Genomic DNA, 13,593 nt, shown 5'->3' on the forward strand with positions numbered 1-13,593 from the left:
ATAATTATAATAACTTTATAAAATCTAGCGAAAAAATTTTATTCAAAAATTAATCAGGATATACTACCAGTGTTATCTTGTAATTGGGAGTCCATTCTCGGGAATTTTCTGTGGCTTTTATAAAAAACTTTTTACGTTTTATTATCATATGTACCATTCTTGGTACTTTTGCAGTAGTTATCCTTTACTTTTACGTAAAGCCCGAACTACCCAGTGTTGCCGTTTTAAAAGACGTGCAACTTCAAACACCTATGCAAGTATTCACCAAAGATGGCCAATTAATCAACCAATTTGGTGAAAAAAAACGTATTCCGGTTACGATAGATCAAATTCCGCAAGATTTTTTAAACGCTATACTCGCGACTGAAGATAATCGTTTCTACGATCACCCCGGCATCGACCCGATAGGCATTGTCCGCTCTGCAATCGTACTAATAACAACAGGCGAAAAGAAACAAGGTGCCAGTACCATTACCATGCAAACGGCGCGTAACTTCTTTTTAACGCGCGAAAAAGCATACATGCGAAAAATAAAAGAAATTTTTATTGCGTTGCATATTGAGAGCCTAATGACAAAAGATGAAATATTGGCACTTTATCTCAATAAAATAGAGCTTGGTCATCGTGCATTTGGTGTTGGCGCAGCAGCGCAGGTTTACTACGGCAAAGATTTAGATCAACTTAATTTGCCACAGCTTGCGATGATTGCTGGTTTACCAAAAGCCCCTTCATCATTAAACCCTATTAGTAATCCAACTCGAGCAAAACACCGCCGCAACGTTGTTCTTTCACGTATGCTAGTTGAAGGATACATTTCACAAGCACAATTTGATGAAGCAAGTAAAGCACCAATAACAGCGAAAAAACACGGTGCAGAAATCGAGTTTTCTTCACCTTATATTTCAGAAATGATTCGAGCAGACATGGTTGCACGCTTCGGATTAGACGGCGCGTATAACAACGGCTATAAAGTTTACGCAACCATCACAGCTAAAAACCAAGCTGCTGCGCAAAAAGCGTTAATGGATAATATTCATAACTATGACCATCGTCATGGTTTTAGAGGAGTTAACATTTATTTATGGAACTCCGAAACGGATACGGCTTGGCAACGTAATGAAATCCTCTCTTATCTCGAATCTGTAAATGAAATCGGTTATTTAAAAGCAGCCGTTATCGAGCAAATTGATGAGCAAAATGCTTATGCAGTACTTAAAAACGGCAATTCAATCACAATTCCATGGGACGGATTAAAGTGGGCTCGTCCATACATTTCGCATTCACGCCAAGGAAAGCCGCCTGAAACAACCTCAGATATACTCTATCCTGGGGCGTTCGTTTGGCTACAGCAAAATGAAGATGGTCAATATAAACTATCTCAAATGCCTGACGTGAGCAGCGCAATAGTGTCTCTTAATCCTCAAACCGGTGCAATTGAGTCACTTGTTGGTGGATATAGCTTCGAGTTATCGCAATACAACCGCGCAACCCAAGCAAAACGTCAAGTAGGTTCAAACATTAAGCCATTCCTTTATTCCGCTGCAATTGAGCATGGCTATTCGTTAGGCTCAATAATTAACGATGCCCCAATAAATAGCTGGAACTCTGCACAGCGTATCGCTTGGCGCCCAGAAAATAGCCCAGCTAATTACGATGGCCCAATTCGTGTGCGTCGCGCATTGGCACAGTCTAAAAACGTGGTTGCAGTTCGCCTGTTACGAGGCATAGGCGCACGCGAAACAGTAGACCATTTACTTAAATTTGGCTTTTCACCTGAAGACATTAAACCACATGAGGCACTTTCCCTCGGTGCTGCTTCGTTAACGCCTTTAGAAGTGGCGCGTGGTATGGCAACGTTTGCCAATGGCGGACATTTAATTGAGCCATATTTTATTGACCGTATTGAAGATGCCGAAGGCAACATCGTATATAAATCTCAACCGTTAGTTGTTTGCAATCAATGTAGTGCTGAAGAAGTGCGTGATAGCTTTCATTACGCGCCTCGCGTAATTAGCGAACAAAATGCCTTTTTAATTGCCGACGCGATGAACACTGCAATCTATGGAGAACCAGGCTGGCTTGGTACAGGCTGGCGTGCAAAAGATTTAAAACGTAATGACTTATCAGGCAAAACCGGTACTACAAACGATATTGTAGATACTTGGTTCTCAGGTTTTAACAGCCAAGTGATTACCACTGTATGGGTCGGCTTTGATGATGCCGGCAAGCGTTTAGGTAGAGTAAGCTACAATAATAATTTAAGTCGCAATCAATTTGCTGGCGGTGAATCTGGTGCACGAACGGCGCAGCCTGCATGGCTTGATTATATGCGTGAAGCTCTGAGAGGTATGCCTAGCGCACCTATTGAACAACCAGAAGGGCTCGTCTCAGTAAGAATCGACCGTAAATCAGGGTTACTAACTAAAAAAACCGATAACTCGTCACGATTTGAGTATTTTATAAAGGGCACAGCACCAACGCAGTATACTCAACAAGAAGTGCAGAATTTATTTGACCCTTACACAACAACGACTGATTCAGGCAAAACAGCTGAAGAGCTATTTTAACGGTATCAATTCATTTATGTATATCAGTTTATATAAATTAAAAAAGCCGCTAACACTGTTAGCGGCTTTTTAATATTAATTATCCTGATTACTCTGATAGTTTATGGCAGAGCCAATATAAATCAGAATGCACTCCCGCAGCGGTAACTTCACGCCCTGCTCCAGGTCCTTGAATAATCAATGCGTTGTCAGCATACCAAACACTATTGATCACAAAAATGTTATCGCCCGGAGTTAGTGTTGCAACCGCAGCTGACGGAGCAACAGCTTTTAACCCTACTTTTGCCGTAATAGGTGAGGTTGTGGTATCAAGCTCAGCCACGTACCTAAGCGTATTACCTTCTCTTTGTGCATCTAGAGCGAGCTCTTCCACAAATGTATCAAGTGACTCACGTTTTGCTAATGCATCTTGCCAAGGCCCTTCGGCAAGCTCTCCTGGCATCCACGCCGATAACTCAATATCGTCTAATTCAAGTGATAAACCAAGCTCTCTTGCCAAAATAAGTAACTTTCTTTGTACGTCACGGCCAGAAAGATCTTCACGCGGATCAGGTTCGGTAAAGCCCAGCTCTCGCGCTTGCTCAACTAAATCTGAGAACTTTTTATCGAGCGAATAATTTGCCCCTAACCAAGACAATGTGCCCGAGAACACACCACTAATTTTAGTGATTTTATCGCCTGAGTTTTGCAGGTCTTTTAAAGCAAAATTAATTGGTAAACCGGCGCCTACACTTGTGTTGTAACGCCACAGTAAATTTTTCTCTGTCTGCAAGCGACGTAAATTTTCATACCAAGTTAGCTCTGCGGTGCCCGCGTATTTATTTGCTGAAATAATATGACAATCGTGCAACGCAAATTCAGGGTATAACTTACTAAACGATTCACTTGCCGTGATATCAATCACTACTTTATGGCCATAATCAAGCTCTTTAATAAACTCGATAATCTGCTCAGGTGACGACACTTTTGCATTATTTTTGAAGTTTGCACTGGCTGTTGCCAGCTCTATACCCTGGCCATTTAACAAACTCGTACTTGAGCGTAATAAACCTACCAACTTAACTGGTAACAAGGTATTTAGACGCGCTAACTGGTCATTAAGCTGTGATAAAAACACCTCTCCAACATTACCAATACCCGCCACAATCACAGCTAATTCTTGTTTAGCGGTGATCAATTCTTCATGTAATAATGACAGCGTATCGCTTTCAAGCAACTGGTCGCCAAGTAAAATAGCAAAGCCATTTTGACTCCACGCACCACGTAATGTCATGCTTTGCTTCTCTAATAATGCTTTTGCACTTTCAAGTAACTGCGATTCACTGCCGGCCTCACTCACGATTGCCACACCAGAGACATTCGATTCAATAAGCACCGCATCTTGTAAATAATATGACGCAACTTGCTCGCCAAACTGACTTGGTACAAGCAGTAACGTATTTCCCTCTACCTCAAGCGGCTGAAGCGGATGCTGCAGAATAATGCTTAACTCTCGAATGCTATCTTTATTGTTATGAGTAAGTTGAAATACATCAACACTGGCTAGTGTCGTTAAAAAACGTTTTGCTTTCGCTTGTTCGTTAGCAACCACTTGCGTGCCATCACTATGGCTATCGTAGCTACTGCGAACGACTAATTTAATATCGCTGTCTTTTAATGGTGTAAGCGTTTTAGCGTGCAATACAGGGTTACCTAATCGCGCGAGTTGTTGCGCTTGCTGCTGGCTAATTTTATTGTATTTAACCGCCTTCTCTACTTTACGTGGGTCGGTACTGTAAACGCCTTGAGTATCTGTCCAAATTGTAACACTGCTGGCATTGATATATTTACCAAGCAAAGTCGCACTGTAATCGCTACCATTACGGCCTAGCGTCACCGTGTTACCCACTTCGTCACTTGCGATAAATCCTGTCACCACATTAAGTTGGTCGCTCTTTAATGCCTGGCAGCGTGCAGTATTTTCTTGATGCTTAAGATTATTTTGTGCAACAACAAATAGCTTTCGGCTATCAAAGTGAGTCGCAGCAACCCCTTGCTTATTTAAATAATGCGCAAGTAAACGGGCAGACCACAGCTCACCGTGAGCAAGCAACCACGCCTGCTCTAACTCTGCACAGCCAGCACGTTGAGAGATTGCATTAATATCGTCAATAAAGTGAGCATACACTTCACTTTTATCACCTAATAATTCAGAAACCAGTGCGCATTGGTGATCTTTTAGTAACGCAATTACCTCACCAACACCTTTATGATCTTGATTGTGATAACACGACCACAAGCGCACAAGCGTATCGGTCGTTTTACCTGCAGCAGATACAACTATGGCATCGCCATACGCTAGTTGCTGACAAATATTGGCAACTGCATGGTAGCGCTTGGCACTGCTTAGGCTTGACCCACCAAATTTATATACTTGTTTTGTCATTTAAGTAATCACCACAATGCAGGTCGTGCAGCGCAGCATTGAGTGCTTTTTTCTCCACCAGCAGCGACGTCTTTGTTAATTGTTTTTGCGAATGCTTGTTCAAGATCTGCGATTAAATCTTCAACATCTTCAATACCAACAGAAATACGAATTAACGTATCGTTAACGCCTGCTTTAATTCGTGCTTCAGGCGCCATGCCGGCGTGTGTCATGGTAGCTGGGTGACAAATTAAGCTCTCTACACCACCAAGTGATTCAGCGAGGCTAAACTGTTCTACACTGGTTAAAAATTTAGCCGTATCTTCAATTGTGCCTTTAATACTAAAGCTCACCATGCCACCAAAACCTTTTTGCTGTGCTTTTGCTAAGTCATGTTGTGGATGATTTTTAAGACCTGGGTAATAAACTTTCTCTACATGCTCACAGGTTTCTAAGTAACGTGCGATGGCAAATGCGTTTTCTTGGTGCTGTTTAATACGCACATTTAAAGTACGAATACCACGCAGCGTTAAATACGCATCAAATGGCGCACCTGTAATGCCAATATTATTTGCCCACCAAGCAAGCTCTTCACCTAACTCCGCAGTGCGGGTAATAACCACGCCACCGACAACATCTGAGTGGCCATTGATGTATTTTGTGGTTGAGTGGATAACAATATCTACACCAAATGAAATTGGGTTTTGTAATGCTGGAGATAAAAACGTGTTGTCAGCTCCTACTAACGCCCCTACGGAGTGAGAAACTTCCACTACTTTAGCAATGTCAGTTAAACGTAAAACTGGGTTACTTGGCGTTTCAATCCACACTAGCTTAGGTTTAATTGCTTTAATCTGCTCGTAGCAAGACGCTTGTGTAAAGTCGACAACCGCTACTTTTAATAAACCGCGTTTTTCCAAGCTCGTGAATAAACGGTAACTACCGCCATAGCAATCATGAGGAATTAAAATAGTATCTTCTGGTGTTAAGATTTGTGTGCATAAGTGAACAGCAGCCATACCTGTTGCAGTTACAATACCCTTTTCACCGCCTTCTAGCTTAGCAAGCGTATCAGCCAAAATATCACGATTAGGATTGCCGCTACGGCCATAATCATAATCACGCTTTTTATCAAAATCGGCGAACGAATAAGTCGTCGATAAATATAACGGTGGAACAACCGCACCATGATGCTTATCTGCGGTAATGCCATTGCGAACAGCAAGGGTTGTTTGTTTGTTCTGCTTCATAACTCTGCCACTTAGATGTTTAGACGTCTAAAAGGTTAAACCACCAAACAATGGAAGTCAAAACTTTTACACGTCTATATAGCCAAATAAATGATATTTGACTATATATTTTAAAACGATAAAATTTTGCCTCTTAATATACAGGCTATCGTCAAAATTAAATCGTAACAGATATAGGCTAGTACACTTTATGGCAACTGAATGGAACGGTGAATATATTCACCCATATGCAGAACACGGTAAAAAATCAGAACAAGTGAAAAAAATTACCGTATCTATCCCACTTAACGTATTGAAAGTACTGACAGACGAGCGCACTCGTAGACAAGTAAATAACTTACGTCATGCAACCAATAGCGAACTACTGTGTGAAGCATTTTTGCATGCGTTTACTGGTCAGCCATTGCCTGACGATGAAGATCTGAGAAAAGATAACCCTGAGCATATTCCGCAAAGGGTAAAAGAAATTCTTGCTGAACGCGGCTTACCGGTTCCAGAGCTTGAAGATGAATAAAAAAAACCTCAGCAATTGCTGAGGTTTTTTTTTGCTTTTAATCAAGTTAAAGCATGTAGTTTTCTGGTATTTCAATCTGCGCAACGCCTGACTCAACCGCGGCTTCTGCAACAGCACGCGCTACACGCGGAAGTAAACGTGGGTCCATTGGCTTAGGAATGATGTAATCTTTACCAAATTCAAGATTTGATTCACCAGACGCTGACAATACCTCTTGCGGTACTGGCTCTTTAGCAATTTCGCGAATCGCATTTACCGCCGCAATTTTCATTTCGTCATTAATCGCTGTTGCGCGCACATCAAGCGCACCACGGAAAATAAACGGGAAGCATAATACGTTATTAACTTGGTTAGGGTAATCTGAACGACCTGTAGCCATAATTAAATCATTGCGCGCAGCATTCGCCACTTCCGGTTTAATTTCAGGATCAGGGTTAGAACACGCAAATACCACTGGCTTATCTGCCATTAATTTTAGATCTTCAGGAGCAAGTAAGTCAGGACCTGAAACACCCACAAATACGTCAGCTTCTTCAATAACATCTTGTAAGGTGCGCTTATCTGTATTATTCGCAAACAACATTTTGTATTCATTTAGGTCATCACGACGCGTATGAATAACCCCTTTTCGATCAAGCATGTAAATGTGCTCACGTTGTGCACCACATTTAATTAATAGCTCCATACACGCAATTGCTGCTGCACCTGCACCTAAACATACAATTAATGCATCTTTTAACTTTTTACCTTGGATCTCTAACGCATTCAGCATGCCCGCCGCGGTTACAATCGCGGTACCGTGTTGGTCATCATGAAATACTGGCACACTACAACGTTCAATAAGCGCTTTTTCAATTTCAAAACACTCTGGCGCTTTAATATCTTCCAGGTTAATACCACCAAAAGTATCTGCAATATTTTCTACAGTATTAATAAAGTCTTCGGTAGTACGGTGCTTAACTTCAATATCAATTGAATCTAAACCAGCAAAACGCTTAAATAATAACGCCTTGCCTTCCATAACTGGTTTTGATGCAAGCGGTCCTAAATTACCTAAACCTAAAATTGCAGTACCGTTTGAGATAACAGCGACCATATTACCCTTTGCAGTATATTTATATGCATTGTTCGGATCTGCTGCGATCTCACGAACCGGTTCAGCAACACCAGGACTATAAGCTAATGCAAGATCATTAACTGTCTCTGCTGGTTTGGTTAATTCGATGCTGATTTTTCCAGGAACGGGTTCAGAATGGTATTGTAGCGCTTTTTCTCTTATGTCAGACATGCGTGCCTTATCCTACGATGTTAAAAGTGAGAGATACTGGTTTAATAGTACGGCATTTAGAGTAAATAGAAGTTAAATGCGGTTATATCTTAACCTAAGACCATAGTTGAATTTACAACAATAGGCTTGTGGATATTTTCTGCTAAATCATTACCAGATTGAAGTTAATTCAGATCCGACCAGATTCACAGCCATCTATTTTTTACACTCGACAGATACTATTTTGCCAACAGATAGTAAAAATAATGAATATTGAAGCTATCTATAATCCAGTATATAGCCATCTATTTAGAATAAAAAGACATAGAAAAACCATATAACATGACAAAAATTCATATTAAATTTTAGATACAAAAAAAAGCACCCTTAGGTGCTTTTTTGAAAGAACTAAAATAGCTCTTATTTTTTGCTTGAAAGCGCGCCAAAACGCTTGTTGAAGCGATCAACACGACCACCTGTATCAAGCACTTTTTGCTTACCAGTGTAGAACGGGTGACACTCTGAACAAACATCTAAGTGAATGTCTTTACAAAGAGTTGAACGCGTTTCGAATTTGTTACCACAAGAACAAGTAGCATTGATTGCTTCGTACTTAGGGTGGATACCTTCTTTCATAGTAAACCTCTAATTAGGCCGCATCGCTCTCCAAACCCGAAGTCTGGCACCATACGTTGTTAAACAAAAATATATAGGGCGCGAATTCTAGCCAACTAACATGCCAATAGCAAGATCTTTAACCATCTTCAGATAAATTTTGTTTAACACTAGCCGCAAACACAATGCCATGATTTAATTTCCACAAATACGCTCTAAAAATAAAAGTTGAATGACTACGCCTGTTGTTGCAGAAATTGCCTTAAATGTACCGCTTTACCGTAACTTTGATTACCTCGTTGAACCTCAGTTTCAAACTAATATTGCGGTGGGTTGTCGTGTTGCAGTTCAATTTGGTCGTCAGCAACTTGTCGGCATTGTTGTTGCGTTAAAATCAAATAGTGAATTTCTCGATAAATTAAAACCTATTTCACGTTTAATTGATAACAACGCGATTATTGATCGCCATATGATCAGCCTTATCGAATTTGCGAGTCATTATTACCAAAACCCGCTTGGAGAGTGCTACCAAGTTGCACTACCAACTTTGTTAAACAAAGGCGAAGCAGTTGATAAGTCTGCAGTGCCTATCATTAAACTGATCGATGAAAATACATCAGTGAATGGTAAAAAACAGCGCCAACTAATCGAGCATTTAGTTGATTCGGGCAGTACGCCAGTTACCGAATTGAGTGCGCTCGGGTTTAGTAGTGCAACCGTTAAATCACTGCTGGAAAAAGCGATTATTGAGAAAACGGTTGAATACAATCGTGATTGGCAATCAAAACCTCTCGCAATCGACGATAAACCCAAACTTAAGCGTGAACAAGCCATTGCACTTGCAGCAATTAATCAAGCTACAGGCTATACCTGCTATTTGCTTGAAGGTGTAACTGGTAGCGGAAAAACAGAAGTTTATCTACAAGCTTTGGAAAAGCCATTGCAACAAGGTAAACAAGCGTTAGTACTGGTACCCGAAATTGGCTTAACGCCACAAACCGTCAACCGCTTTCGCAGACGCTTTCCTAATGTGCCTATTATGCTTTGGCACTCTGCAATGACGGATAATGAACGCCTATCAACTTGGCGTGCAGCACAAACTCAAAGCGCTGCCATTGTAATTGGCACCCGCTCTAGTGTGTTTTTACCATTTGCCAAACTCGCGATGATTATTGTTGATGAAGAGCACGACTTGTCATTTAAACAGCAAGATTCACTACGCTACCACGCCCGTGATTTAGCTTGCTTTCGCGCTGCTAAACTAGCGATTCCATTAATCTTGGGCAGTGCAACACCGTCGCTTGAAACGATTCATAATGCCACAAATCATAAGTACCAACTGCTTACATTAACTGAGCGAGCACAAACACAAAGCGATAATCAGTATGTGCTACTTGATATGCGAGGGCAGCATCAACAGTCAGGTCTTGCACTTGCAACGCTTGATTACATCAAAAAAGAGCTTACGAAAGGTAAGCAAGTTATGGTGTTTTTAAATCGCAGAGGTTTTTCGCCTAGTCTTATTTGCCACGAATGTGGCTGGTTAAGTCAATGCCAACGCTGTAGCGCCAATGCCACCTATCACAAACATATTCGCAATTTAATTTGCCATCATTGCGGAGCGCAAGAGCATGTGCCAACACAATGTCCAAGTTGCGGTAGTACGCAAATTATCCCCGCAGGACAAGGTACAGAACAAGTTGCTGAGTTTTTAGCTGAAAGCTTTCCCGACACCCCAATCACCCGAGTTGACCGCGATTCAACCCGTAAAAAAGGCAGTTTAGAAAGCGCACTGCACGACATAAACAAAGGCGAACCGCGGATTTTAATTGGCACCCAAATGCTTGCTAAAGGACATCATTTTAGTGAGGTGTCGCTAGTCGTCATTATGGACGTAGATAGCGGACTCTACTCTTACGATTTTCGCGCTACAGAGCACCTAGCCCAATTAATTACCCAAGTTTCAGGTCGCGCAGGGCGTAGCGGTGAAGCCGGCACGGTATTACTCCAAACACATTTTCCAGAACATCCGCTATTACAAGACCTAATCAATAATGGCTACCAAGACTTCTCCCGTTATGCTTTGCGTGAACGTGAAGAAACCTTGCTACCCCCCTACACTAGTCTTGCAATCATTCGTTGCGAATCGCACAAGCTAAACGACATTAATAATTTTTTGTACGACCTTATTCCAGAACAACTGCCTTCTGGTATACAATTGCTCGGACCTGTTCCTGCAGCACTTGAGCGCATTGCAGGCAAATACCGCTACCAGCTCCATATTCAAGGTAATGAGCGCAAAAAATTGCACTTATACCTACATCAACTTGTTAGCTACATAAGTCAAAGTAAGCTAGCAACAAAGGTCCGCTGGAGTATCGATATCGACCCAGTTTCAATGGCATAAGAAAATAGTAAACAATGGCCCAAAGAGATTACGTAAATAAAAAACGTGCCCCTAAAAAAACAGCCCCAAGCAAACGCCCTTTTCCTGTTGCTGCGTTAGTAGCCGCGGTTGTTTTAGTGTCGGCCGGTATTTATGGCTTGTACTTTATTACCACTAATAGCGATGTAAAAGCATCGCAGCAAAAAGTTGCCAAAGAACAAACAAAATCACCTAAGCCTAAGCCGAAAAAGCCCGATTTCATTGAAGAAATTGAGAATGCCAACATTGAAGTTGAAGTTACAGAGCAAGAGCAAAAAGGCCCCTACTATATGCAATGTGCATCGCTACGCAATCGTGATGATGCGGAAGCGCTAAAAGCACAAATTGCATTTAAGACCGGCCTCATTGCCGATGTAGACCGTACAGAAGGCAAAAATGGCGTATGGTATCGCGTAAAAATAGAACCATTTGCCACCAAGCGTCTTGCTGAAAGTGCGAACAACCAAATTAAACGTGCGCGCATTTCTCGCTGTCGCATTTATTTAATGCCTAAGTAACACAACTAACACAAATTCAAGCTTGGTAGCTTTGTTTTGCTACCAAGTTCCCCCGCCAAGCCTTGAAATCCTTTGTTTACTCCCCATATCAATAACAATTGAAATTAACAGATTAAACCTAAGGTTTATTTATGACTACGATAGTTTCTGTGCGCCGCGAAGGCAAAGTAGTGATTGGCGGTGATGGCCAAGTTTCACTGGGCAACACAGTAATGAAAGGCAATGCAAAAAAAGTGCGTCGTCTTTATAACGGCAAAGTACTTGCCGGATTTGCGGGCGGTACAGCCGACGCTTTTACACTATTTGAACGTTTTGAAACCAAACTCGAAATGCATCAGGGCCACTTAACCAAAGCGGCTGTTGAAATGGCTAAAGATTGGCGCACCGACCGCGCATTGAGAAAGCTCGAAGCGCTACTAGCCGTCGCAGATGAAACTGCATCACTTATTATCACAGGTAATGGCGATGTAGTGCAGCCTGAGCACGATCTCATCGCTATTGGCAGTGGCGGCAACTTCGCCCAAGCATCAGCAACTGCATTACTTGAAAACACCGATTTAAGTGCGCGCGAAATTGTAGAAAAAAGCCTAAAAATTGCAGGTGATATCTGCGTTTTCACTAATAACTTCCAAACCATTGAAGAGCTGGGGTAATTAAATATGTCTGCAATGACACCAAGAGAAATTGTACATGAGTTAGACCAGCACATCATTGGTCAAAACAAAGCTAAAAAAGCCGTTGCGATTGCCCTTCGTAACCGCTGGCGTCGTATGCAACTTGACGAAGCTCTGCGCAGTGAAGTTACGCCAAAGAACATTTTAATGATTGGCCCAACGGGTGTAGGTAAAACTGAAATAGCACGCCGTTTAGCAAAACTAGCTAATGCGCCATTTATTAAAGTTGAAGCAACGAAATTCACTGAAGTAGGTTACGTTGGTAAAGAAGTTGAAACCATCATTCGCGATCTTGCTGATATTGCAGTGAAGATGACACGTGAACAGCAAACCGAAAAGTACAAGTTCAGAGCAGAAGAAGCTGCAGAAGAGCGCATTTTAGATGCCTTATTGCCACCAGCAAAAGACGCATGGGGCCAAGCGCAAGAGTCTGAAAATAATACAACACGTCAAGCATTTCGCAAGAAATTACGTGAAGGTCAATTAGACGATAAAGAAATCGAAATTGATGTTTCTCAAGCACCTGTTGGCGTTGAAATTATGGCACCTCCAGGCATGGAAGAGATGACTAATCAGCTACAAAGCATGTTCCAAAACATGGGTGGCGATAAAAAGTCTAAGCGTAAACTAAAAATTAAGGACGCGTTTAAGCTACTTACGGAAGAAGAAGCTGCAACGCTAGTAAACCCTGAAGAGCTAAAAGAGCAAGCGATCAATGCCGTTGAGCAAAATGGTATTGTGTTTATTGATGAAATAGACAAAATCTGTAAGCGCGGTGAATCATCAGGTCCAGATGTAAGCCGTGAAGGTGTGCAGCGCGACTTACTGCCACTTGTTGAAGGTTCAACAGTAAATACTAAACACGGCATGGTTAAAACTGACCACATCCTCTTTATTGCATCAGGTGCGTTCCAAATGGCAAAACCGTCGGATCTAATTCCTGAACTACAAGGTCGTTTACCAATTCGCGTTGAACTAGAAGCGCTTACCTCATCTGATTTCGAACGAATTCTAACTGAACCTCACGCATCGCTTACAGAGCAATATCAAGCGTTAATGGGTACTGAAGGTGTTAACGTTGAGTTCCGTGACGACTCAATCACTAAGATTGCAGAAGCTGCATGGCAAGTAAATGAAAAAACCGAAAACATCGGTGCACGTCGATTACACACAGTTATGGAACGACTAATGGAAGAAATTTCATATGATGCGAGCGAAAAATCAGGTGAAAGCCTGATTGTAGATGCAGCCTACGTTGAGCGTTTCTTAGGTGAATTAGTTAAAGATGAAGATTTAAGTCGTTTTATCTTATAATTTGACTCGTCTTTTATAACAATAGAAAAGGCGCTTATTGGCGCC

10 protein-coding genes are annotated in these 13,593 nt (G+C 41.7%); 6 read left to right on the top strand and 4 right to left on the bottom strand.

The genetic code is table 11. From position 1 onward, the window contains the following. Positions 1-110 precede the first annotated feature (110 nt). The gene (locus tag PSPO_RS12615) at positions 111-2,567 is read left to right on the top strand and encodes a penicillin-binding protein 1A (RefSeq protein WP_010562143.1); all 2,457 of its coding nucleotides are present in this window, start codon (positions 111-113) and stop codon (positions 2,565-2,567) included. Positions 2,568-2,655: 88 nt separating this feature from the next. Here the strand turns inward: PSPO_RS12615 and metL are convergent, their stop codons facing one another. Both metL and metB read right to left on the bottom strand, forming a co-directional pair. Next, complete coding sequence (metL, locus tag PSPO_RS12620) at positions 2,656-4,992, bottom strand: bifunctional aspartate kinase/homoserine dehydrogenase II (protein ID WP_010562144.1); 2,337 nt, start codon at positions 4,990-4,992, stop codon at positions 2,656-2,658. An 8-nt stretch (positions 4,993-5,000) separates the two neighbouring features. Continuing rightward, positions 5,001-6,221 carry a cystathionine gamma-synthase gene (metB, locus tag PSPO_RS12625; protein ID WP_010562145.1) on the bottom strand — a complete coding sequence of 407 codons (1,221 nt, stop codon included), beginning with the start codon at positions 6,219-6,221 and terminating at the stop codon, positions 5,001-5,003. A 190-nt stretch (positions 6,222-6,411) separates the two neighbouring features. Between metB and metJ the strand changes: the two genes are divergently transcribed. Continuing rightward, positions 6,412-6,735: a met regulon transcriptional regulator MetJ gene (gene metJ, locus PSPO_RS12630; RefSeq protein WP_010562146.1), complete on the top strand. Its 324-nt coding sequence runs from the start codon at positions 6,412-6,414 to the stop codon at positions 6,733-6,735. Positions 6,736-6,781: 46 nt separating this feature from the next. On the opposite strand, the gene PSPO_RS12635 is transcribed toward metJ, so the two are convergent. Further along, complete coding sequence (locus PSPO_RS12635) at positions 6,782-8,023, bottom strand: malic enzyme-like NAD(P)-binding protein (RefSeq protein WP_010562147.1); 1,242 nt, start codon at positions 8,021-8,023, stop codon at positions 6,782-6,784. A 399-nt stretch (positions 8,024-8,422) separates the two neighbouring features. After that, a complete protein-coding gene (gene rpmE, locus PSPO_RS12640) occupies positions 8,423-8,638 on the bottom strand; it encodes a 50S ribosomal protein L31 (RefSeq protein WP_010562148.1) in 216 nt (71 codons plus the stop codon). Positions 8,639-8,849: 211 nt separating this feature from the next. Here rpmE and priA point away from each other — a divergent pair, with 211 nt between their 5' ends. From priA to hslU, 4 genes are all read left to right on the top strand, one after another. Further along, the gene (gene priA, locus PSPO_RS12645; RefSeq protein WP_010562149.1) at positions 8,850-11,024 is read left to right on the top strand and encodes a primosomal protein N'; all 2,175 of its coding nucleotides are present in this window, start codon (positions 8,850-8,852) and stop codon (positions 11,022-11,024) included. Positions 11,025-11,038: 14 nt separating this feature from the next. Further along, positions 11,039-11,560: an SPOR domain-containing protein gene (locus tag PSPO_RS12650; RefSeq protein ID WP_010562150.1), complete on the top strand. Its 522-nt coding sequence runs from the start codon at positions 11,039-11,041 to the stop codon at positions 11,558-11,560. A 131-nt stretch (positions 11,561-11,691) separates the two neighbouring features. Further along, positions 11,692-12,213 carry an ATP-dependent protease subunit HslV gene (gene hslV, locus PSPO_RS12655; RefSeq protein ID WP_010562151.1) on the top strand — a complete coding sequence of 174 codons (522 nt, stop codon included), beginning with the start codon at positions 11,692-11,694 and terminating at the stop codon, positions 12,211-12,213. A gap of 6 nt (positions 12,214-12,219) precedes the next feature. Next, positions 12,220-13,548, top strand: coding sequence for an HslU--HslV peptidase ATPase subunit (gene hslU / locus PSPO_RS12660; protein WP_010562152.1), 1,329 nt, complete (start codon positions 12,220-12,222; stop codon positions 13,546-13,548). Positions 13,549-13,593 lie beyond the last annotated feature (45 nt).

The organism is Pseudoalteromonas spongiae UST010723-006 (assembly GCF_000238255.3).
In the GTDB taxonomy this organism is placed as follows: domain Bacteria; phylum Pseudomonadota; class Gammaproteobacteria; order Enterobacterales; family Alteromonadaceae; genus Pseudoalteromonas; species Pseudoalteromonas spongiae.

Excerpts from the sequence above, each read along its gene's own strand:
- metL (WP_010562144.1), bottom strand. The coding sequence starts at position 4,992 with ATGACAAAACAAGTATATAAATTTGGTGGGTCAAGCCTAAGCAGTGCC.
- metB (WP_010562145.1), bottom strand. The coding sequence starts at position 6,221 with ATGAAGCAGAACAAACAAACAACCCTTGCTGTTCGCAATGGCATTACC.
- priA (WP_010562149.1), top strand. The coding sequence starts at position 8,850 with ATGACTACGCCTGTTGTTGCAGAAATTGCCTTAAATGTACCGCTTTAC.
- metJ (WP_010562146.1), top strand. The coding sequence starts at position 6,412 with ATGGCAACTGAATGGAACGGTGAATATATTCACCCATATGCAGAACAC.
- PSPO_RS12650 (WP_010562150.1), top strand. The coding sequence starts at position 11,039 with ATGGCCCAAAGAGATTACGTAAATAAAAAACGTGCCCCTAAAAAAACA.
- hslV (WP_010562151.1), top strand. The coding sequence starts at position 11,692 with ATGACTACGATAGTTTCTGTGCGCCGCGAAGGCAAAGTAGTGATTGGC.
- PSPO_RS12635 (WP_010562147.1), bottom strand. The coding sequence starts at position 8,023 with ATGTCTGACATAAGAGAAAAAGCGCTACAATACCATTCTGAACCCGTT.
- hslU (WP_010562152.1), top strand. The coding sequence starts at position 12,220 with ATGTCTGCAATGACACCAAGAGAAATTGTACATGAGTTAGACCAGCAC.
- rpmE (WP_010562148.1), bottom strand. The coding sequence starts at position 8,638 with ATGAAAGAAGGTATCCACCCTAAGTACGAAGCAATCAATGCTACTTGT.